Genomic DNA, 26,365 nt, shown 5'->3' on the forward strand with positions numbered 1-26,365 from the left:
CTAGCCGACTCAACAATTTCTAGCTAAAGAAACTCTTCACACCATCAAACCAGCCCTTTTGCTGGGGGCTATGTTTATCGCCACCAGATTTGAGACTGTCATCAAACTTCTGCAGCAATTTCTTCTGCTCATCAGTCAGTTTGACCGGGGTCTCCACCAATACGTGAACAAAAAGATCACCCACCAGTGTTGAACGCAATCCTTTAATACCTTTGTTGCGCAAACGGAATGTCTTACCAGTCTGCGTACCTTCTGGAATCGGAAACTCAACGCGGCCAGAGAGTGTTGGCACTTCAATTTCACCACCGATCGTTGCGGTTGCAAAAGAGATTGGCATTTGCACATGCAAATCACTGCCATCACGCTCAAATACTTTGTGCGGCTTTACGCGAACCTCAACATAGAGATCGCCAGATGGGCCGCCGTTAATACCGGGCTCGCCGTTACCAACAGAACGCACGCGCATGCCATCATCTATACCTGCTGGTATTTTGATTTCGAGTGTTTTTTGTTCTTTATGCTTTCCAGTACCGTGACAAGTTTTGCAGGGCTTTGGAATGTATTCGCCAGTGCCGCGGCACTTAGGGCAAGTTTGCTGCATGGAGAAAAAGCCTTGCTGTACACGCACCTGACCATGACCATTACAAGTGGTACAGGTCTCAGCCTTGGACCCCGGTTCTGCACCAGTGCCATGGCAGGGCTTGCAATTACTCCAACTTGGTACGCGAATTTGAGTTGTATACCCCTCAGCAGCTTGCTCCAGCGTAATGTCCATGTTGTAGCGCAAGTCTGCACCTTTATAGACCTGTGGGCCGGACTGGCGACCACCGCCTTGACCAAAAATATCACCAAAAATGTCACCGAATGCATCGGCAAATCCACCGCCACCGAAACCGCCACCACCAAATCCACCACCCATCGACGGATCAACGCCAGCATGGCCGTACTGGTCGTAGGCAGCTCGCTTATTAGGGTCAGTCAAGGTTTCGTAGGCTTCCTTAACTTCTTTAAACTGAGCTTCAGCCGTTTTACTATCCGGATTGCGATCTGGATGATGTTTCATCGCCATCTTGCGATAAGCCTTTTTTAGCTCTTCGTCGCTGGCGCCTTTTGATACACCCAGCACTTCATAAAAATCGCGTTTACTTTTAGGCACGGCCTATTCCTCTCAACAACCTGAATGACACAAGTCGGCACGAGGCCGACTTGTTATTTAAGTACATCAAAACTACATCAATGAATGTCTGATTTCAGAATTACTTCTTGTCATCAACCTCTTTGAAATCAGCGTCAACAACGTCTGCATCAGGGGCTTGGCCAGGAGCTGCGCCGCCTGGAGCTGCACCAGCAGCAGCGCCACCAGCTTTAGCTTGCTCAGCAGCCATGACTTTTTCGCCCAGCTTCTGACTTGCCTTACCCAATGCTTCTGTTTTTGCTTCAATCGCTTCTTTGTCGCTACCTTTAATAGCTTCATCCAAGTCCTTGAGGGCTGCTTCAATCGCTTCTTTTTCAGAGGCTTCTAAGCTAGCACCATGCTCTTCCAAAGCCTTCTTGGTTGAGTGAGCCAAAGCATCAGCAGTATTGCGGGCAGTAACCAGCTCTAATGCTTTCTTATCTTCAGCAGCATTCGCCTCAGCATCCTTAACCATGCGTTGAATTTCTTCTTCAGTCAGGCCAGAGTTTGCCTTGATGGTGATCTTGTTTTCTTTACCAGTCGTTTTATCTTTTGCAGTTACGTGCAAGATACCGTTGGCATCAATGTCAAAGGTCACTTCAATTTGTGGCATACCGCGCTGTGCAGGAGCAATGCCTTCGAGGTTAAATTCACCAAGCAATTTGTTAGCTGCGGCCATCTCGCGCTCACCTTGGAAGCACTTAATAGTTACAGCAGGCTGGTTGTCTTCCGCAGTGGAGTAAACCTGTGAATGCTTAGTAGGAATCGTTGTGTTCTTAGGAATCATCTTGGTCATTACGCCGCCAAGAGTTTCGATACCCAATGACAATGGGGTAACGTCCAAGAGCAATACGTCTTTACGGTCACCAGACAATACAGAACCTTGAATCGCAGCACCAACAGCAACTGCTTCATCTGGGTTAACGTCTTTACGTGGCTCTTTACCAAAGATTTCTTTTACTTTGTCTTGAACCGCAGGCATACGTGTTTGACCACCGACCAAAATGACGTCGTCGATATCTGCTACGTTTACGCCAGCGTCTTTAATGGCAGTTAAGCAAGGACCAGCGGTACGCTTGATCAACTCTTCTACCAAAGACTCCAACTTGGCACGAGTCAACTTCAAATTCAAATGCTTAGGACCGCTAGCGTCAGCTGTCACGTATGGCAAATTGATTTCTGTTTGTTGAGCGGATGACAATTCAATCTTGGCTTTTTCAGCAGCATCTTTTAAGCGTTGCAATGCCAATACGTCTTTGCTCAAATCAACGCCTTGTTCTTTCTTGAACTCAGCAATGATCCAGTCAATGATGCGTTGGTCAAAGTCTTCACCACCTAAGAATGTGTCACCGTTAGTTGAAAGCACTTCAAACTGCTTCTCACCATCAACGTTAGCAATCTCAATGATAGAAACGTCGAATGTACCGCCACCCAAGTCATACACGGCGATCTTGCGATCAGCTTTGTCTTGCTTGTCCAGACCAAATGCCAAAGCAGCTGCGGTTGGTTCGTTAATGATGCGCTTTACATCCAAGCCAGCAATACGGCCAGCATCTTTAGTTGCTTGACGTTGGCTGTCATTGAAGTATGCAGGAACAGTAATAACCGCTTCTGTCACTTCTTCTCCGAGATAGTCTTCGGCAGTTTTTTTCATCTTACGCAAAATTTCAGCGGACACTTGTTGTGGCGCCATTTTCTTGTCGCGTGCTTCAACCCAAGCATCACCGTTATCAGCGGCAATAATTGAATAAGGCATCAAGCCAATATCTTTTTGCACTTCAGGATCTGTAAATTTACGACCCATCAAACGCTTCACTGCGTAGATGGTGTTTTTAGGATTCGTCACTGATTGACGTTTTGCAGGCGCGCCAACCAATACTTCGCCATCTTCAACGTAAGCGATGATGGATGGAGTTGTGCGAGCGCCTTCGGCATTCTCGACAACTTTAGGTGCATTGTTTTCAACGACTGAAACACATGAATTCGTGGTTCCTAAGTCGATACCGATAATCTTTCCCATAATTGCTCCAAAAAATTAAATTGTTTGTTGTACTAATGAATATTTCGATACCCAGTAAATGGGGTCTAAAAAAGGGATTTCAAGGGGTTAAATAGCAAAAAAGGCAGAAATCTGCCTTTTTTATCCCTTTTTTGGGGTTTTACCCCGATTTTCTCTTTATTTGGGGGCGCTAACCGTTACCAAAGCAGGTCTGAGGACCCGATCTGCCACGGTATAGCCACGCTGCAGCACTGAAACCACGGTATTAGGTTCTTGCTCTGATGGCACCGAAGCGATCGCCTGATGATGATGGGGGTCAAATTTATCCCCAACCGCAGGGTTAATTTCCGTCATGCGACCCTTCTCAAATGCGGAGAGCAATTGCTTGAGGGTAATTTCTAATCCCTCTTTAAATGCTTTGGCATCCACCGCATCAGTACTCAATGCTGCATAGAGACTATCTGTCACTGGCACCAAATGCTCGGCAAAACTTTCAATCGCAAATTTATGCGCCTTAGCAATATCTTCAACAGCACGGCGGCGAATGTTTTCACCCTCAGCTTTTGCGCGTAAAAAATTATCTTGTAACTCGCCAATCTTTTGATTGAGTTCAGCAATTTCTTGTTCTGGGGTTTTTACAGCTGGCGTTTCTGCTGCAGCTTCAGTGGCCGGATCTGCCGCAAGATTCTCTTGCTCTGGGGATGGGTTTTGATTTTCTTGTGTCATAGACGCTATTTTACTTTTCTCTAAAGATGGCTATTACTTTGTAATATGGGGGCAATTAATTCAATTTCAAGTCTTCGCTTTTTCAGCCAACTCAGCTCTTTCAGCGCGCTTAGCTAATTCAGCCTCAGACTCCGTCCCCAAAGACCAGCCCTGTAAATGATGATGAGCAATATCGCTCAGAGCCTCAATCCACTTAGGGTTGCTGTTAAGGCATGGAATATAACGATAGTCTTTGCCACCATGCTCCAAGAAGGTTTCGCGAGCCTCCATGGCAATTTCTTCCAGCGTTTCTAAGCAGTCGGCCGGAAATCCTGGACAAAAAATATCAATCCGCTGACAACCTTCTTTAGCCAGCTTTTCAATCGTTGGGGCTGTATATGGCTTTAACCACTCTGCTTTACCAAAGCGTGATTGGAATGTAACAAGGTATTGACCCGGCTCCAAACCAAGAGACTCACCAAGCAAACGTCCTGTTTTTAAACACTCGCAGTGGTAGGGATCACCCTTCATCAAGTTGCGTTTTGGCAATCCATGAAACGACATCACAAAGCGGTCACCCTTAGCAAAGTCTGGTCGCCCATCTTTATCCCAGCTACTTAAAACTTGATCGCGAAGTGCAGCAATATAAGCAGGGTTATCGTGATAGTGCTTTACCAAGCGCAATTCAGGCTGATCGCGCCAAGTACTCAAAACACGAAAGACTTCATCAAAGCTGGATGCTGTAGTGGTGGCAGAGTACTGAGGATACAAAGGCAGTACCAATAAACGCTCCATGCCTTGTGCCTTCAGGCCCTCGAGGGCAGACTGGGTAGAGGGTTGTCCATAACGCATCGCCAAATCCACCAACACTGTATGGCCCTCATTCGCAAATTTATCACCGAGCTCTTTCGCCTGAAGACGTGAGTAGTGCATTAAAGGAGAGCCTAATTTTGGCAACCAGATAGAGGCATATTTTTTTGCAGAGGCACTACTGCGAATTGGCAAAATGATGCCATTCAAAATGCACCACCAAATAATGCGTGGAATTTCTACGACTCGCGGATCAGAAAGAAATTCTTTTAAATAAGCACGCACTGCTTTTGATGTTGGCGCTGAGGGCGTGCCCAAGTTCAGTACTAAGACTGCTGTTTTGGAGGCACGTAGATGCGGGTTCGGATTCAAGATAGTTTGTCTCTTGTTAATTAATAGGTATAGATCGAGGATTAGGAACTCAGCGCCCCGGACAATAATTTTGAGGTGATATCGACAATTGGAATCACTCTGTCATAAGCCATACGAGTTGGCCCAATGACGCCAAGCGTACCAACTATCTGCCCATCAACGCTATATGGGGCGCTGATTACAGCCAGATCTTCATAAGGCAATAAGTCACTCTCACCGCCAATAAAAATCTGAATGCCATCAGCGTGGCTCGATACATCAAGCAATTGCATTAGGACTGATTTTTGTTCCAACATATCAAACATCTTGCGCAACTTATCTAAGTTAGAACTTAAATCGCCAACATTCAGCAAGCGACGTTCACCAGATAAAACCATGTCGCCACGACTCATGTCGTAATCGGCAACACCGCTTTGCAAAGCCAAAGCCATCAACCCAGAAATATCTGTCCGTAAATTGTCTAAGTCGGATTTCAGATGTAGGCGCACTTGATCAAAACTTTTACCCGCAAAATGGGTATTGATAAAGTTGCCTGCCTCAATGAGTTGACTTGGCGTGTAATCTTGAGTAGTCGGCAAGATGCGGTTTTGCACATCCCCTTCTGGGGTCACCATAATTAATAAGATCTTGCCTTCGCCTAAGCGCAAAAACTCAATGTGCTTAAAAACCTGGGCGCGCTTCGGCGTCATCACCACCCCAGCGAAATGAGTCAAGTTCGACAAAATCTGAGCGGCAGAGGTCAAAACGCGTTGCGGGGAGTCCGGCAAAAGGCCTTTTTCCACCTCTCGAGCTGCTATCTCCTCCAAAGGACGGACTGTCACCATGGTGTCAACGAACAAGCGATAGCCTCGTGGGGTAGGGATGCGGCCAGCAGAGGTGTGGGGACTAGTCACTAAACCCATATCCTCCAAGTCCGCCATGACATTGCGGATGGTGGCTGCCGACAGGTCTAAACCCGAGTATCTAGACAGAGTGCGGGAGCCAATAGGCTGACCCTCCTCGATATAGCGCTCGATGAGGGTTTTGAGTAGGGCGCGGGAACGTTCATCCATGGTGGAAGGGATTTTATGCCTATGGTTTAATCGTTATATGTTAAGCCCATCCCCAAATTCCACCAAGAAGGCATTTAGCCGGGTTGCGCTTGTCGGCAAATTCCATGCTGACGGCATTGATGAGCACCTGAAGGACCTGGCTAAGTTGGTCAAGAGCCTGGGTTGCGAGGTCTTTTTAGAGGCAGCCACAGCCCAACATTTGGGTTTAAAAGAATTCCCCGCCAAGACCGCAGAAGACTTTGCCGGCGCAATTGATTTGGTCGTAGTCCTCGGGGGCGACGGCACAATGCTAGGAATTGGTCGTCAACTGGCAGGAAGCAATGTGCCGCTAGTAGGCATCAATATGGGACGCCTGGGTTATATGACTGATATCCCCATTCAGTCGGTGCAGGATACCCTTCCAAAAATCATTGCTGGCGAATACGAAGCCGATACTCGTACATTACTTGATGCCGTTGTGTTGCGCAAGGGCAAAGAAATCAATCGCGCATTAGCGCTAAATGATGTGGTCGTAAATCGCTCTGGAATTTCTGGGATGGTGGAATTGGCGGTTCATGTTAATGGTTCATTCATGTACAACCAACGATCTGATGGTTTGATCGTGTCGACCCCAACTGGCTCAACGGCTTACGCCCTCTCAGCAGGTGGACCCATCTTGCATCCCCGTGTAGCCGGCATCTTGCTAGCGCCAATTGCGCCTCACTCACTTTCGAATCGTCCAATCGTGCTGCCAGAAGATTCTGTCACCATTATTGAAGTTGTTGATGGTCGAGAAGTCATTGTCAACTTCGATATGCAATCACAAACTGATTTGCAAACAGGTGACAAGATTGAAGTTCGTCAGTCTGACAAAACAATTACCCTGTTGCACCCACGCAGTCATAGTGACTACAAAACCTTGCGTGAGAAGCTGCACTGGAATGAGTACCCATCGACATTCTGATGTCGAGTTTTTTGCTACGCTAATACATGCTTCAAACCATCTCACTTCGTGACTTTGTCATTGTTGATCAACTAGAGTTAGATCTCACTAGCGGATTTACCGTTCTGACAGGTGAGACTGGTGCTGGCAAATCCATACTCCTTGATGCTCTTGGCCTGGCCTTGGGGGAACGTGCTGATAGCAGTCAAATTCGTGAAGGCTGTAACCGAGCAGAAATCTCCGCCCTCTTTCGCATTGAGCCAAATCAGTCTAAAGAGTTGAGTAAATGGCTTGATGAGCAAGGCTTTCCTCTGGAGGATGACGGACAAAGCTTGGTACTCAAAAGAACGGTGGAGGCCAATGGTCGCAGCCGTGCTTTTATTAATGGCAGCGTTGCCACCTTAACGCAATTGCGTGAAGCAGGCGATCAATTAGTAGATATTCATGGTCAACATGCGCACCAACTTTTGCTAAAGGGAGGCGCTCAACGAGAGCTCCTCGATAGTCATGCTGGATTACTTCCGCTTGCCAGTGAAGTAGCAACAGCATTCAAAACACTTGCAGATTCACGTCGTCGCCTTGAACAAGCAGAAAACGCTGGTCAAGATGTGGAGCGTGAACGCGAGCGCCTTCAGTGGCAGTTAGATGAACTCACCGACCTTTCCCCACAGGAAGGAGAATGGGCGAACATTCAAAGTGAACATGCTCGTTTAGCCAATGGCGCAAAGCTGATTGGCGGCTGCCAAGAGGCAGTTGATATTTTGAGTGACGCTGATAATTCACTGGAATCCACCCTGTCTAAAGTATGCGTAAATATCAGTGCGCTTGCTGAGCATGACCCCAGCCTTAGCGACATTAGTCAATCGCTAGAGTCAGCAAGCATTCAGCTGGACGAAGCGATTCATGGACTCAATCGCTACTTACAAAAAATAGATTTGGACCCAGCTCGTCTTGCGCAAGTTGAAAAACGTATGCAAGCATTGCATAGTGCCGCTCGTAAATATCGCGCTGAAACTGATGAGCTGCCAAAGCTTCTGCTCGAGACAGCAGAGCGACTAGATGCCCTAACAGCCTCACAAAATATTGAAGCGCTTCGCGAGCAGGTTAAGCAGGAAGAGGCCACCTACTTAAAGCTAGCAAAACAACTCACACAAAAACGTAGTAAGGCTGCAAAAGAACTGGGTGAATTAGTGACTAGCGCTATGCAAGATTTATCTATGGCAGGCGGTCGCCTGGAGATTGCTCTGGTGCCGCTAAACGAAGGTGGATCGCACGGCTTGGAGCAAATTGAATTCCTAGTAGCTGGTCATGCCGGCAGCACCCCTCGCTCACTCGCAAAAGTTGCCTCCGGCGGTGAATTAGCGCGCATCAGCCTAGCTATCAGCGTCATTACCAGCAAAGCCTCATTCACGCCGACCCTCATATTTGACGAGGTCGATGCTGGCATTGGCGGAGCTGTCGCTGAAACCGTAGGTAAGCTATTGCATCAATTAGGCCAGTCCCATCAGATCTTATGCGTAACCCATTTACCTCAGGTAGCTGCGCAAGGTAATCATCACTTTAAGATTAGCAAATCGCAAAGTGGTGAGAAGACCGTTTCGCATGTGCAAGTCCTTGGCAGAACTGAGCGAGTCGAAGAAGTAGCCAGAATGCTTGGCGGCGCCACCATTACTGATACCACTCGTCGCCATGCTCGCGAATTACTAGAGCAAAACTAAAGTAACGATCTTAAGCAACAAGGTGCTCTAGTTCAAACTAGAGGGCGCTTTAAATATTTCTAGCCAAAGTGCTTGAACTGCATCCCTAGCAGCAATGAACTCAGGCTCTTGGTCTAAATCGACCCGAGTTTTTTCAGCTCCGTCTAAACGTAATCGATGTTGGCGCGCCCTTAATAAGCGATAAGCATCGCCAACGGATTGCGCCGCCTCAGCAGCAATCAAACCAATCTCACCAGCAATCTGTAACAAAGCAATATTACCGAGATTGCCGATCAATTTTGGATGCTGATGAGCATAAGCAAGCACCAAGAATTGGACTATGAACTCAATATCTACCATGCCGCCAGCATCGTGCTTTAAGTCAAATTCTGGGTTGGCGTTAGGGTGACCTGCATGGACTTTACGACGCATCTCTAAAATTTCAGAGCGGAGTTGCTCAATGTTTCTTTGTTGGCTTAACACTTCAGAACGAACCGAATCAAAGAATGAGCCCACCAGCGAATTACCCGCTGAGAAGCGCGCACGCGTGAGAGCCTGATGCTCCCAAACCCAAGCGGCATTGTCACCCTCACGAAGCTGATACTTCCTAAAAGCCTCCGCATTGGTCACCAAGAATCCAGCTGATCCATTGGGACGCAAACGAGTATCAATTTCAAATAGACTGCCGGTAGAAGTAAATGCTGTAAGCCAGTTAATCATTCTCTTTGCTAACAGGGCATAAATTTCTTGGGCAGCGTAATCAGCCTCATCTGCCTGATATAAAAAGATAATGTCTAAATCAGATGCGTAGCCCAACTCTTTACCACCCAACTTGCCATAAGAAATAACAGCAAAAGGTGGATTTGTATCGGCAGGTAACTCAAACTTCTTAAGCACGCTTGGCCATACTCGCTCAAAGGTAGTTTGCAGAATCAAGTCTGCCAGCGCAGATAAATGATCGCTTACCTGCTCTACCGGCAACGCTTGTTGCACGCCAATTCCGAGATCCGTCAATAGCGTAATGAACGTTTCATTGTGATGAGTCACTCGCAAAATATCCATTGCCTGCTCAGAGCCATCACCATCAGACATCACATCATCAAGCTGCATATTGAGATTAGATCTCACATCACCCCAATATTTTTCCGGATCCTCAATTAATGCTCTTTCAGCCTGAGAATTCAATAAGTAATCGAGTAAATGGGGGTGGCGCGTTAAATATTGAGCTCCCCATTGAGAGGCCTTGAGCAAATCCAATACATTTGACAGTGCTCTGGGATACTCGGCCAAAATAGAAAGATATGCACTGCGCCTAGCAATCGCCTCAAGCAAGTCAAAAAAACGTAATAGTGTTTGATCTGCATGAGCTGAATTAGAGCCATCATTTTGCAAACTTTCTGCGGCTTTACACATTAAGTTATCAAAAATTAAACGGCTTTTTTCAGGTAATAACTTTTGCTTTGGGCTATCTACCCAAGCCTGCCAGCGCGCACAAGAGCCAGGGAAGAATGCTTGATCAGGAACCCAGCCAATAGCTAAGGGGGCTATTTCAAGGCGCGCACCATCGTCCAACAAGAAGGCTTTTTCGAATAAGTGAGCAACATGATTTTGGTGTTGTTCCAATTCAGCCATAAGATCACCCGCCTGGGCATCTTGACCTTGCATCGAAATCGCCAAGCGTGCACGCGCACTTTCATCATCTGGCAGGTAATGCGTTTGCTGATCATCCCAAACCTGTATGCGATGCTCTAAACGTCTTAGGAAAATATAAGCAGCTTGTAATGACTCCACTTCATGAGCGGGTAGGATATTGCAATGCTTAATGAGCTCTAACACTTCTAAGCTAGGGCGCACTCTAAAGCGAGGATCCGTGCCCCCCCTCATCAACTGGAACATTTGCGCTAAAAACTCAATCTCTCGTATGCCGCCGCGACCCAACTTAATATCACGTGAACGCCCTTGATGACCCGAGGATCTTTTTTCAGCTTCGGCCTGTATTTGTGCATGCAGATCACGAATAGAGGCAATAACGCCGTAATCCAAATGCCTGCGATATACAAAGGGGCGGATCAGCTGATCAAGTTCTTTTTGGCAATGAGCAAAGTCTGGAGACCCTGGTAGTGGCGCAATCAACCTACCTTTAATCCAGGCATAGCGCTCCCACTCTCTACCCTGCACCAAAAGGTATTCCTCTAACATGTCTAAACTACATACCAAAGGCCCTGAATCGCCATTAGGACGAAGGCGCATATCTACACGGAATACAAAACCGTTGGCATCGTGCTCAGCAAGTAACTTGATTAAGCGCTTACCCATTCGAGAAAACCACTCGTGATTAGACAAGCTCTTAGGGCCACCAGCAGTCTCACCCTCATGCTCATACAAAAATATGAGATCGATATCTGAAGAGAGATTTAACTCAAGACCACCCAATTTACCCATACCAACAACCATGAGAGGCATTTCAGATTGGGTCGTATTACTCCAAGGCAAACCAAAACGATTTTTGAGATCTTCTCGAATAAATGCAATCGAAGCGGAAACCGCTAATTCGGCAAAATGACTTAGTGCGTGGGTGACCTCATCCAAATCAGCCAAACCATTTAGATCCCGAAATGCCACCCATAATATTAAGCGCTGCCTTGCCAAGCGCAAATTGGCCATCCACTCAGCCTCATCCTGCTCGTTTGATGCAGAAATTGCCTGGCACTCATCCAGTAAATTCCTAATACCTTGCAAATCAACCTTTTTTTGCCCCTGAATGGCAAGCCACTCAACCCATTCGGGGCGCGCACTTAGCCAACGTCGCGCATAAGTTGAATGCCGCTGCAAAAAATCGATTTGTTGGGAAAAATCATCCATCCCCCCATCTTAATCCGACCTTGAATTCCCCTGCCATAAGCTTGGCGATGAAGCTAAGGCTGACGGATAATAGGGGTCATGCTGCAAAACATTATTCCGCCTCGCCTTAAGAGCGCGCTTGCTAAACGTCCTCAAGGTTCGAGTCGAACTTGGCGTAAGCGTGCCTTGATTTTGGGGGGCGTAATTCTGGCCCTTTCTGTACTGGTGCATATGGGGGTACGTTTTATTCTTTGGCCGCAAATCGAGAAGTCCAAGGCCTCAGTTGAAAAACTCATCAGCGCGCGAATTGGCGCTGATGTATCGATGGACTCACTGCATGTTTCATGGACGGGAATTAGGCCTGATTTTGAAATCGAAGGCTTGCGCTTTAACGCCCCAGAAAAAACAAAACCTCTTTTATTTATACAAAAGATAAACGGACAGTTAAGTTGGGCTTCCTTTTATCATCTCGCACCATTTTTTCAAGAACTCACTTTTGAAGGCGCTGAAATTTATGCACAACGGAATAGCAAGGGCGCTATTAGTGTTGCAGGCATCTCGATTGATGGCAAGACGAATGATTACTCTGCAGAGAATTGGCTTTTTTCTCAAAACGAAATTCGAGTAAAGGATGTCAAATTATTTTGGGAGGACCAACTCAAAAAGAAGCCGTCTACTGCGATAGAGATACAAAGTCTTACTCTCAGTAACGGCATTCGCAGCCACATAGGCTCAATCAGCGCAACAACTCCCTGGACCAAGGGCCCCCTCCTACTGGATATTGATTTAGTCCATCACATAGGCGGCCAAGCAGGCAATTGGCGCGATTGGATTGGAACCATCTCCTGGAATTTAAATACCCTTCAGCTCGGTCAGATTGCGAATGAATTTTCCCTCCCACTAAATACTCTAGAGGGCGCACTCAGCTCAAAGGGGAAATTAAAAATTGATAACGGCAAGCCTGATGGTGGAGAAATTTATCTTGCAGCCGATGATTTAACAATTCAACTATCTAAGAATGAGGATGCAATTGCTCTTGGGCGATTAGAAACAAACCTGACTCAGGAAACTGATAACGGAATGATCTCTATCACTACCAAGACATTTGCATGGCGTGATACCGAAAGCCCAAAATCAACTTCCTTAGAGAATTTAAGCCCCATGACTTTCCGATGGAGACCGCCGGCAGGCGATGAAGAAATTAAAGAGTTTGGCTTTTCATCCCCCAAGATTTCCGTTGAGGATATTGCTTTATTTGCCCTTAATCTTCCACTCTCTAAAAAAGTCCAGCAATGGATTAAAGCCTCTAAAGCTGATGGAGAGCTGCAAGATTTAGATATCTCTTGGTCTGAGAGCAAATCGCCTTTATCAGCGCTGAATATTCCCGGTGGCTGGTTTAAATCAAGCAAACTAGGCTTTAATGTGAGCGCAAAACTGATCGATGTTAGTTTTATCGGCATCAACAAATCTATGCCCTCTGTATCAAATCTGTCAGGATTTCTGGCTGCAGACCAAACCAAAGGAAGCTTCACCATCCAATCCAATAATTTAGGAGTGGAGATAAATGATCTATTGGTGGATCCAAAAATAAAACTAGATAAAGCTAATGGTCAAATTTCCTGGTCAAAACAAAAAGGTAACTGGGTTATTAAAACAAAGCAGTTAGCACTGAGTAATCCTGAGATTTCGACAACACTCAATCTGAACTACATCATTGGCGAAGTTAATAAGCCAGACTTCATGACACTGGATATGGACTTTGCACAAGCAAATCTACAGACTGCCTATAGATATTTGCCAGTTAGCATGGGAAGCGAAGTCAAAACCTATTTAAGAAAAGCCTTTGATGCAGGAGTAATTAAAAAGGGGAATCTCCATATTAAAGGTGACCCTAATGAGGTGCCTTTCCCAAAAGCAGGCTCCGGAGAATTCACGCTCAATCTACCTATCGTTGGCGCAACCTTTAGCCCGGTGCCCTCCACATCACCTGCACAAGGTTTATGGCCCGCCTTTAATAACGTGAATGGCGTTATTAATATGCAGAATGCCAACTTTACGGTAGACATTGATCAGGCAAGCTACAAACAGGTTGCCCTAAGCAAATTCCATGCTGAGATACCAAGTGTTAGTGCAAAGCAATTAATCCTGACAGTAAATGGCGAAGCACAGGGCGATGCGCCGCAACTCCTGGATTATTTATTTACCTCACCTGTCGGCAAGAAACAGGCTGAGCTTGAGAAAAATTTAAAGATTACAGGGCCTACTAACTTAAATCTTGGCTTAAAAATCCCACTATCCGGCACTGGTGATACCAATACGGATATTCAAATTAACTTCCCTGGCAATAGAGTTCAGTGGGCCAACATACCTCCTTTTGAAAATCTCAAAGGCAAAATTCGCATTACCGAAGTCAATCCAGAATTCGAAGATATTACAGCTGAGTTTCTTGGTGGCTCCATTAAAATTTCGAGCACAACACCTAACCAAAGCAGCCAAAGCTACAGCATCACAGGAAATATTTCTGCGAACTTCATCAAGGATTACTTTGCAAAGGATGCTGCAGTACAGGCATCCCCTATTTTGCAATCCCTTAGTGGTGTGGCTAGGTATGACGGCATTATTAATTTCAACAAGGGTAATAGCGAAACTAGCCTAAAAATCGACATGCGTGACTGGGGTAGTACTGCGCCCGCACCCCTGAAAAAACAGGCGGGTACCTTGATGTCTGGTCAGCTGAACCTTAAAACCTTCGCCAAAACAAAAAGTAATTCCAGCCGCCTCACTTGGGATGGAAAGATTGGGGACTCCTACTTTATTCAAGGCGAAATTGCTGGTGATGACCTGCTTCGTCAAGCTGTAGGCATTGGCGCGCCCGCCATCCTTCCTCAAGAGGGCCTTGCGCTAAATATTGTTAGCAATGAGTTGAACGCAGATGCTTGGCAAGAATTTTTGAGTAATCAAAACAGAAAAAAATCTGGGGTGAGCGCTAACCCAAACACTACAAGTAATGTCCAAGTTTCAGCACAAGTAAAACAATTAACTTTGTTTGACCGCGTCTGGCAGGATATTAATTTGGCTGCAAGCAATAAAGGTGCTACCTGGCAACTGCGCATGAGAGGATCCCCTCAAGTTGCCGGCAATATCCAATATCAACCAGCTACAACATCTGACGGTAGCGACTTAATTAGCGGACGTCTTGTGCGCTTAAAGATTCCCGAAGAGCTTGTTAGCGCAGCAATCCCTACAAAGCAAACTTCAAAAACTCCGCCAACTAAAAATAAATTTGGCCCCGGATCGATGCCTAGTATTGAATTAACCATTGATGATTTTGATTGGAACAAAGCACGGCTTGGTCAGGTAAAAATTAAAACTAAGACCATAGGCAATACTGTCAATTTCGAATCTGTTCAATTCAACAATCCACAAGGTAGCTCAACTACAACTGGTCGTTGGGTTGGGGCTACGCAAACTACCCCCGCACACACCAACTTAAATATTGATTTGGATATTAAGGATGCGGGCCAGATTATTGGTCACTGGACTAATCAAAAGTCAGTAGAGGGCGGGCAAGGCAAGTTGACAATCAATGCAGATTGGGACGGCTCCCCATTCAACCCTCAATATGAGACCCTGTCAGGCAAGGCAAATTTAAATTTAGAAAAAGGTCGCCTCTTAGAAGTTAATACCAGTGGAGCAAAGCTACTAGATGTTCTGAGTTTGCAAAGTTTATTTAGGTTTGCCACGTTAGACCTAAAAGGTAGTCTAGGAAATATTGTTACCAAAGGAACGCCATTCAATACGATTGATGCCTCGTTTGATTTGAATGCAGGTGTAGCTCAAACCAAGCAATTCACAATGGGCTTAGATCAGGCGCGCGTTGCTATGACCGGACAAATCAACATCCCCAAGCAAACGCAAGATTTACGTGTCACCATTTTTCCAACAATTGATGCAACTGCAGGCTCTTTAGCCGCATTTGCCATCAACCCAATCATAGGTCTTGGCGCTCTTGTTGGGCAATACCTCATTACCAGCCAAATTAATCGCAACCTACAGTCTGATTATTTAGTGCAAGGATCATGGGATAACCCGGAAGTCATTCCACTTGATCAAAAAGGTCAGCCAATTGATACAAAAACATTAGATACGATTCGTAGCAAGGACTTGCTTAAAGAGCAAAGCAAACCGGACAATACTACGGGGCCACAAACCAACCCAAACAATTCAAGCGCTCCAAATAAAACTGCAAACTAGATTGCTATGAGCACACCTGTAAATTCCTCAAATCTCAAGGTCGCATCTATTCAGATGGTCTCCACTCCCAGTCTGCAAGAGAACCTTTCTACAGCAAGTAGGCTCATCTCATCAGCGGCGGCGGATGGCGCGCAGTTAGCCGTTCTACCAGAATACTTTTGCTTAATGGGTCTTAAGGACACAGATAAAGTCTCTGCACGCGAAAGCTTTGGTAGCGGCCCCATCCAAGAGCAGCTCTCCCAGATTGCCAAACAGAACAAGCTGCACTTGGTTGCTGGCACTATTCCGCTTGAGGCAAGAGATCCAAATAAAGTACTCAATACAACTCTTGTATTTGATCCCGCAGGCCAACAAATCACTCGCTACGACAAAATTCATTTATTTGGCTTTCAAACAGCAACCGAGCGCTACCAAGAATCGGAAACGATTGAGGCTGGAAATGAGCCAGGGATCTTAAAGATTTCTGTTGATGGCAACAATTGGACTTTTGGCTTAAGTATTTGTTATGACCTGCGTTTTCCAGAACTCTATCGCGCGCTAGGTCAGGTAGATTGCCATATCATTCCGGCCGCATTTACCTACACCACCGGAAAAGACCATTGGGAAATTCTGTTGCGCGCCCGAGCCATTGAAAACCAAAGTTATGTATTAGCTTCAGCCCAAGGTGGTAAACACCAAAACCAGCGTCGCACTTGGGGTAATAGCATGTTGATTGACCCTTGGGGCGAGATCTTAGCCAATCTCCCTGAAGGAGAAGGCTTTATTTCTGGTGTCTTGTGCAAAGATAAATTAAACGAGGTACGCTCTAAGTTACCTGCACTTGCACATCGCAAGATTTAAAGAAAGATCCGCCCAATCACATGAATGCACCAGAAGCACTATTTCCTGCAAATTGGACTAAAGCCAAAAAGCAAGCAGACCTTATTAAATTAGCCAAATCTATTCTGCTTGAGCCAACAGGATTATCAGAACAAGATTTGCATCACACCTTTGGCCATCTATTTACCCATCGTCTTGATGATGCGGACCTTTACTTTCAACATACTCGCAGCGAGAGCTGGAGTCTTGAAGAGGGCATCGTTAAATCTGGCAGCTTCAATATTGATCAAGGTGTTGGGGTCCGCGCCATCTATGGTGATAAGACCGCCTTTGCCTATTCAGATGAAATTAATTTAGAAGCTTTAAGCAAGGCAGCAAAAGCAACTCGAGTAATCGGACCAGCAGGCGGCAAGCAAGCGGTTGCAAGTAAATCATTTAACCCCGTATCAAATAAACTGTACTCAGATATCAACCCTCTTGACTCACTACAGCCAAAGGAAAAAATCGCGTTACTAGAAAGCATTGAGCGCAGAGCTAAGGCGCGTGATCCACGCATTATTCAGGTGATGGCAAGTCTTGCTGGGGAGTTTGATGTAGTTTTAGTGGTTAGGGCTGATGGTTTATTGGCTGCCGATGTCCGCCCCCTGGTGCGCGTTTCGGTCCATGTCATTGCAGAACAAAATGGTCGCCGAGAATCTGGATCTTCCGGTGGTGGCGCGCGCCATGACTACCTGTACTTCGATCAAGAACTCATCAATCGCTATGTTGATGAAGCGGTTGATGGCGCTTTAGTGAACCTAGAATCTCGTCCTGCCCCAGCAGGCCCAATGACTGTGGTGATGGGGCCAGGATGGCCTGGTGTCCTTTTGCATGAAGCAGTTGGTCATGGTCTTGAGGGTGACTTTAATCGCAAGGGATCTTCTGCATTTGCCGGTCGAATTGGGCAACGTGTTGCCGCAAAAGGTGTCACTGTAGTGGATGATGGCACCCTATCTGGACGTAGAGGCTCTTTAAACATTGATGATGAAGGTACGCCTACGCAATGCACCACATTAATTGAGGATGGCATTTTGAAGGGTTACATTCAGGACAGCCTCAATGCACGCTTAATGAATATGCCCCTCACCGGAAATGGTCGACGCGAAAGCTTTGCCTCGCTTCCAATGCCGCGTATGACAAATACTTACATGCTGGCTGGCAAAGATGATCCCCAAGAAATCGTGGCCAGTATTAAACGTGGTTTGTATGCGGTCAATTTTGGCGGTGGCCAAGTGGATATCACCAGCGGCAAATTTGTTTTCTCCGCTTCAGAAGCCTACTGGGTTGAAAACGGCAAAATCCAATACCCCGTTAAAGGTGCCACCATTATTGGCAGCGGTCCAGAGTCCCTAAAACAGGTCTCCATGATCGGAAATGACCTCAAACTCGATGGCGGGGTTGGGGTTTGCGGCAAGGAAGGGCAAAGCGTTCCGGTTGGAGTTGGGCAACCTACTCTCCGAATTGACAGCCTTACCGTGGGCGGGACTGCCTGATATTGGCAAATTACGGCTTAAAATAGCCGGATGAGCCAACAAAATACAAATCCCGCTAATTGGTACTCCGCGGTCGACAAGACCTCCGATACCGACGATCAACGCATCGACAAGATTTCTGTTCTGCCTCCGCCAGAGCATTTAATCCGTTTCTTTCCAATTTCTGGAACACCAACAGAAGCGTTGATCAGCAAAACTCGCAAAAAGATTCGCGACATTATTCACGGTAAAGATGACCGCTTACTCGTCATTATTGGACCATGCTCTATTCATGATCCACGTGCAGCACTCGAATACTGTCAACGCCTTTTAAGTGAGCGCGAACGTTTTGCTGGCGAACTAGAAATTGTGATGCGTGTGTATTTTGAAAAGCCACGCACTACTGTTGGCTGGAAAGGTTTGATCAATGACCCGTACCTTGATGAAAGCTATCGCATCGAAGAGGGACTACGTCTTGCCCGCCAAGTGCTAATGGAAATTAATCGACTCGGCATGCCAGCAGGTAGCGAATTCCTAGATGTCATCTCTCCTCAATATATTGCTGATCTGATTTCATGGGGAGCAATCGGTGCACGTACCACTGAAAGCCAAGTTCATCGCGAACTCGCATCAGGACTCTCTGCACCTATTGGCTTTAAAAATGGTACCGATGGAAACATCAAGATTGCTACCGATGCTATTCAAGCAGCAGGTCGGCCACATCACTTCTTGTCTGTGCATAAGAATGGTCAAGTATCTGTTGTTGAAACCAAAGGTAATAAAGATTGCCACGTCATTTTGCGTGGTGGTAAAGAGCCGAACTACGAAGCCAAGTTTGTACAAGCTGCCTGCTCTGAGCTAGAAGCAGCCAAGCTTCCAGCTAGTTTGATGGTTGACTTGTCTCATGCTAATTCAAGCAAGAAACATGAGCGTCAAATCGTGGTTGCTGATGATGTTGCACAGCAAATTGAATCTGGCTCACATCAGATTTTTGGTGTGATGGTAGAAAGTCATTTAAATGATGGTGCTCAGAAATTTACACCAGGCAAAGATGACCCAAGTAAATTAGAGTACGGTCGCAGTATTACTGATGCGTGTATTAACTGGGATGATTCGGTGCAAGTATTAGAGCGTCTTGCTGCTGCCGTCAAAAAACGCAGAAGTAAGAAAAAATAATGCAGAATTAATTTTGCAAGAAGCAAAACTAAAGAGACTAATTTACTTAGTCTCTTTTTTTTCGTGCTTCCAAAGCACATCAGACCCGCCGGCTGCACGATTTAAGATGCGTGCCAGCACAAATAGCAAATCTGATAAACGATTCACATATTGCCTGGGGGAATCATACAAAGGCTCTTCCCAGCCTAAGCGGACAATCGAACGCTCTGCTCTACGGCAAACCGTACGGCACACATGCGCCTGTGCAGCAGCTCTAGTACCGCCTGGCAAAATGAATTCGGTCAAAGGCGGCAGCTGTTGATTGTATTTTTCAAGCCAAACATCTAACTGAGCTACATGCTCAGGATTGAGTAGCTTGTAGTTGGGGATGCAAAGCTCACCCCCCAAATCAAATAAATCATGTTGCACCTGCAGGAAAAGCTCATGCAATTCAGCAGAAATGCCTTCAGGAATCTGCTCAGTCATCAAAACCCCGATTTCTGAGTTCAATTCATCGATATCACCCATAGCGCAGATACGCAGATGATCCTTCTCCACGCGACTGCCGTCACCCAAGCCAGTCATCCCGGCGTCACCTGTTCTGGTGGCGATTTTTGATAGTCGATTTCCCATAAGCTTAATTATAGGTAAATGGCTAAAATGATTCTTATGAATATGGTGACCCCACCCCCCGAATTAGCCGCTATTAGCGCCCTTCAGTCCAAATTGGTTTCGGCTTTGCGCCCAATCCTTCCGGAACATGCCCTTCTATGGGAGCCAGAAGACACTATTCCCTATGAATGTGACGGCCTGGCCGCTTATAGAAGAATGCCTTTGGCAGTAGCTTTGCCAGAAACCGAGGAGCAAGTAGCCCAGATTTTGAAGATTTGCTATGCAATGCAAATTCCTGTTGTGCCTCGTGGATCTGGAACTGGCCTCTCGGGAGGTGCAATGCCCCTTTCGCAAGGATTAGTGCTGTCATTGGCCAAGCTTAAGAAAATTATCAGCATTGATCCATTTACTCGCACTGCAGTTGTTCAGCCTGGTGTTCGCAATCTTGCCATTTCTGAAGCAGTTGCACATCTTGGTTTGTATTACGCACCAGACCCTTCTTCGCAAATTGCCTGCTCTATTGGCGGCAACGTGAATGAAAACTCCGGTGGTGTGCACTGTCTCAAATACGGCCTCACCTTACATAACGTTCTACGCGTCCGTGGAATATTAATGAATGGTGAGATCGTAGAATTTGGCGGCTTAGCCCCAGATGCACCCGGCCTTGATTTGCTAGCAATCATGATGGGCAGCGAAGGCATGCTCGCAGTTGTTACTGAAGTGACAGTCAAACTAGTTGCCAAACCAAAGTTGGCTCGCGTGATCATGGCAAGTTTTGATGACATCGAAAAAGGTGGCAATGCAGTTGCTGCCATCATTGCTGCCGGCATTATTCCTGCTGGCTTGGAAATGATGGATAAAGCCACCACTCGCGCTGTAGAGGAATTTGTCCACGCTGGCTATGACTTAGATGCGGCAGCTATTTTGTTATGCGAATCCGATGGCACTCCAGAAGAAGTTGCTGAAGAAATTGAGCGCATGACTAAAGTGCTCGAACAAGCAGGCGCAAGCGGCATTCAGATCTCCAAAGATGAAAGTGAGCGCTTGAAATTTTGGAGTGGTCGCAAGAATGCATTCCCGGCTGCAGGCCGCTTGGCCCCTGATTACTACTGTATGGATGGCACTATTCCCCGCCGTCATATCGCCACCCTACTTAAACGTATTCAGGGCATGGAAGAAAAATACGGACTTGGTTGCTTAAACGTTTTTCATGCTGGCGATGGCAATATGCACCCTCTGATTTTGTTTAATGGTGCCGATCAGGAAGAGTGGCATCGTGCGGAAGAATTTGGTACTGAAATTTTAGAAGCTTGCGTTGAGCTTGGCGGCACTATTACTGGTGAGCACGGTGTTGGCATTGAAAAAATTAATTCAATGTGCGTGCAGTTTGGTGAAGGTGAGCGTGAATCGTTCTGGGGCGTGAAGAGCGCCTTCGATCCAGAGAAACTTCTCAATCCAGATAAAGCAATTCCGACGCTCAACCGCTGCGCTGAATATGGCCGTATGCGTATTAGTGGTGGTCAGTTACCTCATCCAGAATTGGAGCGCTTCTAATGAGTCACTCCAATCTACAAGTGGATGCATTTCGCGAACAGATTCTGAATGCAGCCAAGAATAAAACCTCTCTCTCCATTGAAGGTGGGGGCACAAAATCCTGGTACGGCAATACCAATAACTATGCCAAGCTAGATACTCGCTCTTACTCGGGCATTTTGGAGTACCAACCAGAAGAGCTAGTGATTACTGCTTGTGCAGGCACGCCACTAAAAGAAATTGAAGCAGCCCTCAAAGAAAAAAATCAGGTGCTTGCGTTTGAGCCTCCACACTTTGGTGAGAATGCAACCTTTGGTGGTGCCATTGCCGCTGGTCTAGCTGGACCTGGCCGCATCACCGTTGGCAATTTCCGCGACTTCGTATTGGGTGCTCGCATCCTAGATGGCAAGGGACAAGATCTTTCCTTTGGCGGCAAGGTCATGAAGAACGTTGCAGGCTATGACGTATCTCGCTTACTACCAGGCTCCTTGGGCACCCTATCCCTCTTATTAGAGGCTTCAGTAAAAGTATTGCCAAAGCCTGCTGCGACTGCAACCCTACGCTGCCAACTCTCTCAAGATAAAGCACTAAAAGCATTAAATGAATGGGCAGGCCAGCCACTACCACTTTCTGCTAGCTGCTGGATTGGGTCAGCCAAAGGTGGAGATGGAGAGCTCACCTTCCGTCTCGCGGGCGCAGCAGCTGCAGTTAAGGCTGCGATCCCACTTATGGGTTCTTTGGTTAATGCGACTGAACTCAATGAAGGAGTTGCCGAAGACTTTTGGAATAATTTGCGCGAGCAAAAAATTTCTGCTTTTGACAACCTTGGTGCAGATCAAACTTTGTATCGTCTAGCGCTGCCTGCAGCTTGTGGACCAATTGCAATTTCTGGCGCTAATGATGAAATTATTTTTGAGTGGCATGGACAGCAACGCTGGATAAAAGCACCTGGTGATGAAGCTACCTTTGCAGCCATCAAAGCTATTGCCAATTCTCATGGTGGTCATGCAACTCGCTTTAGACAGGGCGCAAACGTAGACCCTTCCTATCAGCGCTTTACCTTACTCACAGAGCAAGCTCATTCCAAAGCCCTTGAAGCCGTACAAGAGCGCTTGAGATCCGCCTTTGATCCTGCTGGCGTATTTGCCACTAAACGTCTTCCATAAGTATTTCTATGCAAACTCAACTCGCCCCTCAATTTGCCAACACACCGGAAGGTATCGAGGCAGCCCGTATTCTGGGCAAATGCGTTCACTGCGGATTTTGTACCGCTACCTGTCCAACCTATCAAATCCTTGGCGATGAATTAGATGGTCCGCGCGGACGTATCTACCTCATCAAACAAATCGCTGAGGGCCAAGTACCAACAGAAAAGACACGCCTGCATTTGGATCGCTGCTTAACCTGTCGTAATTGCGAAAGCACTTGCCCAAGTGGTGTGCAATACGGCAACTTAGTTGATATTGGCCGCAAATGGGCAGAAGAAAATACGCCTGAGCGTCCAATTGCTCAGCGCCTAACTCGTTGGGCCCTAAAAGAAGGTTTGACCAAGCCAGCTTTATTCAATACTGCAATGACCTTGGGTCGCTTGGTACGCCCATTAATGCCTAGCGGTATTCAACGCAAGATCCCATTGACCCTCAATAAGGCATTGGCGAGCTCGACTGATCCATACGCAAGACCTGCAACTACGCATCAACGCAAAATGGTTTTGCTAGAAGGCTGCGTTCAGCCAGGCATGTTGCCAAATATCAATTCAGCAACAGCACGTGTACTGAATGCATTGAAGATCCAATTGATTAGTGCGCCAAGCGCTACTTGTTGTGGAGCTTTGCGCTATCACCTCAATGATCAAGCTGGCGGTCTCGATAATGCCAAGCAAAATATTGATGCTTGGTGGCCTTTAGTAGAGGGTGGCGTAGAAGCGATTGTGATGACAGCATCCGGTTGCGGCGTGATGGTGAGAGACTATGGACATCTGTTTGCGAATGATCCCATTTACGCTGCCAAAGCTAAAAAGATCTCTGATTTGACTAAGGATATTTCTGAGATTCTTACTGCGTTACAAAATGAGCTTGTGCAACTGGTAGGCACCGATCCCAAATCTGGCGTGGTTTATCACCCACCCTGCACCTTGCAACACGGCCAACAAATACGTGGCAAGGTTGAGGGACTACTTTCAAGCATTGGCATCGGTGTGCGTTTATGTACGGATAGTCATCTTTGCTGTGGATCTGCAGGCACCTACTCCGTGACCCAGCCAGAACTTTCTGAACAGCTACGTAAAAACAAGCTCACCCATCTCAATGCTGCATGCGAAGAGTCTGGAGCAGAGGTGATTGTTTCAGGAAATATTGGCTGCATTACCCATCTCCAGCAAGATGACACTCCGGTGCTGCATTGGATTGAGATTGTCGATCAACTGGTTGCTAAATCCTCTAAGGCCTCATGAATTCCATTGTTGTTAATTTGATGCAAGTCAGAGAGCGGATTGAACTTGCCGCTCTAGCAGCAAACCGTGAGCCCGAAGAAATTGAACTCTTAGCTGTTAGCAAAACATTTCCGGCTTCAGCAGTAGAAGAAGCAATGCATGCTGGTCAATCTGCCTTTGGAGAAAACTATGTTCAAGAGGCTGTTGAAAAAATCCAGAAGCTTGCCAAATTACGCCCTTGGTTGGTCTGGCACTTCATTGGGCCACTACAGAGCAACAAAACCCGAGAGGTTGCGGAGCATTTTGATTGGGTTCACAGTGTTGATCGCCTCAAAATTGCAGAACGTCTCTCCGCTCAAAGAGGTGAATTCCCTGATCTAGCCCCATTACAAGTTTGCGCACAAATCAATGTAAGCGAAGAAGACAGTAAAAGTGGCGTCTCACTGGCGGAAGTTGAAGCACTTTGTAATGCCATCACTTCGCTACCTAATTTAGTTCTCAGGGGCTTAATGGCCATTCCTGCACCTAGCCCAAACATAGAGCAGCAACGTCAAGCGTTTGCCGCTTTACGTGAGTGCTTTCTACAGATTCAGGCAGCCCACGCTGGTGAACTGGGATACCAGTTTTTTGACACCCTCTCTATGGGCATGTCCGATGATTTAGAAGCGGCAATCCTAGAGGGAAGTACGATGGTTCGTGTTGGCACAGCCATTTTTGGGAAGCGCGATAAGATTAACAAATGAGCACAAATAAAACCGCACAAAACAATAGCAACGCCCACATCACATTTATTGGTGGCGGCAATATGGGGCGCGCCTTGATTAGCGGCCTCCTTGCGAACGGATTTGAGCCAAATCAAATTTCCGTTGTTGAAGCGAACGCCGTAACGGCGTTAAAGTTGTACGAAGACTATGGTGTTCAGGGTATTGGCGCTTTAGAGCAAATTGCTTTTGACTTCTCCAAAAATAATGTCGTTGTTATGGCAATCAAGCCGCAAGACTTTAATGTTGTTGCAAAGGGGTTGGCTGCAAAACTGAAGCATGCAAGCGCACCTGGCCCACTGATCCTTAGCATCGCTGCAGGCATTCGCCTAAAAGATATGAGTCGTTGGCTGGATCACACACGCTGTGTTCGTGCCATGCCTAATACCCCTGCATTAATTGGCAAAGGCATCACTGGACTCTTTGCAGATGCAGCAGTTGATCAAGCTGATCGTGCTTTAGCAGAAACCATTTGCAATGCGGTAGGCCAAGCGGTATGGGTGTCCGAAGAAAAGCTGATGGATGCAGTCACCGCCGTATCCGGAAGTGGCCCTGCTTATGTTTTTGCCTTTTTAGAAGCGATGCAATCTGCTGGTGAGAAGCTCGGTCTTGATACAGCAACTGCACGCAAACTTGCCTATGCAACCCTTGAGGGCGCTACACAGTTGGCTCATAACTCTGATGAACATGCTGGCGTTTTGCGCGAGAGAGTTACTTCTAAGGGTGGCACCACTGCAGCAGCCTTAGATGTGATGAAGCAACAAGGCTGGCACGAGATTTTGGAAAAAGCAATTGATGCAGCAAGTCAACGTGGCAAAGCTATGGGTGACGAGTTGGGTCAGAGCTAGTTAATAGCCAAACCCAGCACAATTCCAAGAAATAAAAACCCGCCAAGCCAGTTGTTATGGCGGAATGCCTTAAAACAATCTTCTCTATTGCGAGTAGAAACCAGCTTTAGGTGATAGATTGCACAAGCCAAGGCCGCGAACCAGCCTAATAAAAAATAATTACTAAGGTTGGCTAATTGCGCTACCCACACTTGGCTGATAAATAGCACTCCATAGCTCATAGCAATGGCGATAACATCGTAGCGACCAAAAGTGATAGCTGAAGTTCTTAAACCCAGACGCAAATCATCGTCGCGATCGACCATGGCATAGGCTGTGTCATAAGCAATTGCCCAGAAAATATTCCCTACAAACAAGATCCAAGCCTCTAGCGGAACGAAATCCAGAATCGCTGCGTATGCCATTGGGATACCAAACCCAAAAGCTATTCCCAAGACTGCTTGAGGCATCGCAAAGAAGCGCTTAGTGAAGGGATAAATAAAGGCAACCAGTAGCGCAAGAACTGACAGTTGCTTTGTAAATACATTCAGAGGCTGGATCAGTAAAAAAGCGATGAAAGCCAGCGCACCTGCTACAGCCACCGCCTCTTTCCCAGAAATTTTTCCACTTGTGACAGGGCGTCCCTGGGTTCTTTTAACGTGACGATCAAAGTTACGATCAGCGTAGTCGTTAATAGCACAACCCGCGCTACGCATGAGAAACGTACCTAGAGTAAAAATCAACAAGATAGATAAATCAGGAATACCGCTACTGGCTAACCAGAGAGCCCAGAGCGTAGGCCACAACAGCAATAGCGTACCAATAGGTTTGTCTAACCTAATTAAATACCCATAAGAAATGAAACGCTCTTTTAAGCTCATGAAGTAATT

The 26,365-nt window shown here is 46.6% G+C and carries 19 protein-coding genes; 11 read left to right on the plus strand and 8 right to left on the minus strand.

Annotated features, from left to right (window positions below; genetic code table 11):
- Positions 1 to 19: 19 nt before the first annotated feature.
- The 5 genes from dnaJ to hrcA all read right to left on the minus strand — a co-directional run bounded on the left by dnaJ (position 20) and on the right by hrcA (position 6,112).
- Positions 20 to 1,156 (minus strand): molecular chaperone DnaJ, encoded by a 1,137-nt coding sequence (dnaJ, locus tag JaK3_RS03700; RefSeq protein ID WP_068320871.1) that lies wholly within the window; start codon positions 1,154 to 1,156, stop codon positions 20 to 22.
- A gap of 100 nt (positions 1,157 to 1,256) precedes the next feature.
- A complete protein-coding gene (gene dnaK, locus JaK3_RS03705; protein ID WP_068320872.1) occupies positions 1,257 to 3,194 on the minus strand; it encodes a molecular chaperone DnaK in 1,938 nt (645 codons plus the stop codon).
- 156 nt (positions 3,195 to 3,350) lie between these two features.
- Positions 3,351 to 3,899 (minus strand): nucleotide exchange factor GrpE, encoded by a 549-nt coding sequence (gene grpE, locus JaK3_RS03710; protein ID WP_068320874.1) that lies wholly within the window; start codon positions 3,897 to 3,899, stop codon positions 3,351 to 3,353.
- A gap of 66 nt (positions 3,900 to 3,965) precedes the next feature.
- Positions 3,966 to 5,060 carry a ferrochelatase gene (hemH, locus tag JaK3_RS03715; RefSeq protein WP_068320875.1) on the minus strand — a complete coding sequence of 365 codons (1,095 nt, stop codon included), beginning with the start codon at positions 5,058 to 5,060 and terminating at the stop codon, positions 3,966 to 3,968.
- Positions 5,061 to 5,101: 41 nt separating this feature from the next.
- A complete protein-coding gene (gene hrcA, locus JaK3_RS03720) occupies positions 5,102 to 6,112 on the minus strand; it encodes a heat-inducible transcriptional repressor HrcA (RefSeq protein WP_068320877.1) in 1,011 nt (336 codons plus the stop codon).
- 37 nt (positions 6,113 to 6,149) lie between these two features.
- Here hrcA and JaK3_RS03725 point away from each other — a divergent pair, with 37 nt between their 5' ends.
- Together JaK3_RS03725 and recN are read left to right on the plus strand one after the other, a co-directional pair.
- Entirely contained in the window at positions 6,150 to 7,055 is a 906-nt protein-coding gene (locus tag JaK3_RS03725; RefSeq protein ID WP_068320955.1) for an NAD kinase, read from the plus strand.
- A gap of 26 nt (positions 7,056 to 7,081) precedes the next feature.
- Positions 7,082 to 8,752, plus strand: a complete 1,671-nt coding sequence (recN, locus tag JaK3_RS03730) for a DNA repair protein RecN (protein ID WP_068320880.1) — start codon at positions 7,082 to 7,084, stop codon at positions 8,750 to 8,752.
- A 27-nt stretch (positions 8,753 to 8,779) separates the two neighbouring features.
- Here recN and glnE read toward each other — a convergent pair whose 3' ends face one another.
- Complete coding sequence (glnE, locus tag JaK3_RS03735) at positions 8,780 to 11,593, minus strand: bifunctional [glutamate--ammonia ligase]-adenylyl-L-tyrosine phosphorylase/[glutamate--ammonia-ligase] adenylyltransferase (RefSeq protein WP_068320882.1); 2,814 nt, start codon at positions 11,591 to 11,593, stop codon at positions 8,780 to 8,782.
- 78 nt (positions 11,594 to 11,671) lie between these two features.
- Between glnE and JaK3_RS03740 the strand changes: the two genes are divergently transcribed.
- The 4 genes from JaK3_RS03740 to JaK3_RS03755 are packed head-to-tail and all read left to right on the plus strand — an operon-like array spanning position 11,672 to position 19,332.
- Positions 11,672 to 15,826, plus strand: a complete 4,155-nt coding sequence (locus tag JaK3_RS03740; RefSeq protein ID WP_240480875.1) for a YhdP family protein — start codon at positions 11,672 to 11,674, stop codon at positions 15,824 to 15,826.
- 6 nt (positions 15,827 to 15,832) lie between these two features.
- The gene (locus tag JaK3_RS03745; RefSeq protein ID WP_068320884.1) at positions 15,833 to 16,666 is read left to right on the plus strand and encodes a carbon-nitrogen hydrolase family protein; all 834 of its coding nucleotides are present in this window, start codon (positions 15,833 to 15,835) and stop codon (positions 16,664 to 16,666) included.
- A gap of 20 nt (positions 16,667 to 16,686) precedes the next feature.
- The gene (gene tldD, locus JaK3_RS03750) at positions 16,687 to 18,177 is read left to right on the plus strand and encodes a metalloprotease TldD (RefSeq protein WP_068320886.1); all 1,491 of its coding nucleotides are present in this window, start codon (positions 16,687 to 16,689) and stop codon (positions 18,175 to 18,177) included.
- 30 nt (positions 18,178 to 18,207) lie between these two features.
- Positions 18,208 to 19,332, plus strand: a complete 1,125-nt coding sequence (locus tag JaK3_RS03755; RefSeq protein ID WP_068320887.1) for a 3-deoxy-7-phosphoheptulonate synthase — start codon at positions 18,208 to 18,210, stop codon at positions 19,330 to 19,332.
- Between the two features lie 42 nt (positions 19,333 to 19,374).
- Here the strand turns inward: JaK3_RS03755 and JaK3_RS03760 are convergent, their stop codons facing one another.
- Complete coding sequence (locus tag JaK3_RS03760) at positions 19,375 to 19,944, minus strand: cob(I)yrinic acid a,c-diamide adenosyltransferase (RefSeq protein ID WP_068320888.1); 570 nt, start codon at positions 19,942 to 19,944, stop codon at positions 19,375 to 19,377.
- A gap of 27 nt (positions 19,945 to 19,971) precedes the next feature.
- Here JaK3_RS03760 and JaK3_RS03765 point away from each other — a divergent pair, with 27 nt between their 5' ends.
- From JaK3_RS03765 to proC, 5 genes are read left to right on the plus strand one after another with little or no spacing between them, the layout of a single operon-like run.
- Positions 19,972 to 21,477: an FAD-linked oxidase C-terminal domain-containing protein gene (locus JaK3_RS03765; protein ID WP_240480877.1), complete on the plus strand. Its 1,506-nt coding sequence runs from the start codon at positions 19,972 to 19,974 to the stop codon at positions 21,475 to 21,477.
- A complete protein-coding gene (gene glcE / locus JaK3_RS03770) occupies positions 21,477 to 22,622 on the plus strand; it encodes a glycolate oxidase subunit GlcE (RefSeq protein WP_068320890.1) in 1,146 nt (381 codons plus the stop codon). Before JaK3_RS03765 ends, glcE begins: the two co-directional genes overlap by 1 nt.
- A gap of 8 nt (positions 22,623 to 22,630) precedes the next feature.
- The gene (gene glcF, locus JaK3_RS03775) at positions 22,631 to 23,908 is read left to right on the plus strand and encodes a glycolate oxidase subunit GlcF (protein WP_068320891.1); all 1,278 of its coding nucleotides are present in this window, start codon (positions 22,631 to 22,633) and stop codon (positions 23,906 to 23,908) included.
- Positions 23,905 to 24,630 carry a YggS family pyridoxal phosphate-dependent enzyme gene (locus tag JaK3_RS03780; protein ID WP_068320894.1) on the plus strand — a complete coding sequence of 242 codons (726 nt, stop codon included), beginning with the start codon at positions 23,905 to 23,907 and terminating at the stop codon, positions 24,628 to 24,630. Before glcF ends, JaK3_RS03780 begins: the two co-directional genes overlap by 4 nt.
- Positions 24,627 to 25,496 carry a pyrroline-5-carboxylate reductase gene (proC, locus tag JaK3_RS03785; protein ID WP_068320896.1) on the plus strand — a complete coding sequence of 290 codons (870 nt, stop codon included), beginning with the start codon at positions 24,627 to 24,629 and terminating at the stop codon, positions 25,494 to 25,496. Before JaK3_RS03780 ends, proC begins: the two co-directional genes overlap by 4 nt.
- Here the strand turns inward: proC and ubiA are convergent.
- Entirely contained in the window at positions 25,493 to 26,356 is an 864-nt protein-coding gene (gene ubiA, locus JaK3_RS03790) for a 4-hydroxybenzoate octaprenyltransferase (RefSeq protein ID WP_068320900.1), read from the minus strand. The genes proC and ubiA overlap by 4 nt on opposite strands.
- Between the last annotated feature and the right edge of the window lie 9 nt (positions 26,357 to 26,365).

The sequence above is a fragment of the Polynucleobacter yangtzensis genome, from assembly GCF_001595965.1.
In the GTDB taxonomy this organism is placed as follows: Bacteria; Pseudomonadota; Gammaproteobacteria; order Burkholderiales; family Burkholderiaceae; genus Polynucleobacter; species Polynucleobacter yangtzensis.

What these genes read in the sequence shown, in the direction of transcription:
- dnaK (WP_068320872.1), bottom strand. Translation starts at nt 3,194, where the DNA reads ATGGGAAAGATTATCGGTATCGACTTAGGAACCACGAATTCATGTGTT.
- grpE (WP_068320874.1), bottom strand. Translation starts at nt 3,899, where the DNA reads ATGACACAAGAAAATCAAAACCCATCCCCAGAGCAAGAGAATCTTGCG.
- hrcA (WP_068320877.1), bottom strand. Translation starts at nt 6,112, where the DNA reads ATGGATGAACGTTCCCGCGCCCTACTCAAAACCCTCATCGAGCGCTAT.
- JaK3_RS03725 (WP_068320955.1), top strand. Translation starts at nt 6,150, where the DNA reads ATGTTAAGCCCATCCCCAAATTCCACCAAGAAGGCATTTAGCCGGGTT.
- recN (WP_068320880.1), top strand. Translation starts at nt 7,082, where the DNA reads ATGCTTCAAACCATCTCACTTCGTGACTTTGTCATTGTTGATCAACTA.
- glnE (WP_068320882.1), bottom strand. Translation starts at nt 11,593, where the DNA reads ATGGATGATTTTTCCCAACAAATCGATTTTTTGCAGCGGCATTCAACT.
- JaK3_RS03740 (WP_240480875.1), top strand. Translation starts at nt 11,672, where the DNA reads ATGCTGCAAAACATTATTCCGCCTCGCCTTAAGAGCGCGCTTGCTAAA.
- JaK3_RS03745 (WP_068320884.1), top strand. Translation starts at nt 15,833, where the DNA reads ATGAGCACACCTGTAAATTCCTCAAATCTCAAGGTCGCATCTATTCAG.
- tldD (WP_068320886.1), top strand. Translation starts at nt 16,687, where the DNA reads ATGAATGCACCAGAAGCACTATTTCCTGCAAATTGGACTAAAGCCAAA.
- JaK3_RS03755 (WP_068320887.1), top strand. Translation starts at nt 18,208, where the DNA reads ATGAGCCAACAAAATACAAATCCCGCTAATTGGTACTCCGCGGTCGAC.
- JaK3_RS03760 (WP_068320888.1), bottom strand. Translation starts at nt 19,944, where the DNA reads ATGGGAAATCGACTATCAAAAATCGCCACCAGAACAGGTGACGCCGGG.
- JaK3_RS03765 (WP_240480877.1), top strand. Translation starts at nt 19,972, where the DNA reads ATGATTCTTATGAATATGGTGACCCCACCCCCCGAATTAGCCGCTATT.
- glcE (WP_068320890.1), top strand. Translation starts at nt 21,477, where the DNA reads ATGAGTCACTCCAATCTACAAGTGGATGCATTTCGCGAACAGATTCTG.
- glcF (WP_068320891.1), top strand. Translation starts at nt 22,631, where the DNA reads ATGCAAACTCAACTCGCCCCTCAATTTGCCAACACACCGGAAGGTATC.
- JaK3_RS03780 (WP_068320894.1), top strand. Translation starts at nt 23,905, where the DNA reads ATGAATTCCATTGTTGTTAATTTGATGCAAGTCAGAGAGCGGATTGAA.
- proC (WP_068320896.1), top strand. Translation starts at nt 24,627, where the DNA reads ATGAGCACAAATAAAACCGCACAAAACAATAGCAACGCCCACATCACA.
- ubiA (WP_068320900.1), bottom strand. Translation starts at nt 26,356, where the DNA reads ATGAGCTTAAAAGAGCGTTTCATTTCTTATGGGTATTTAATTAGGTTA.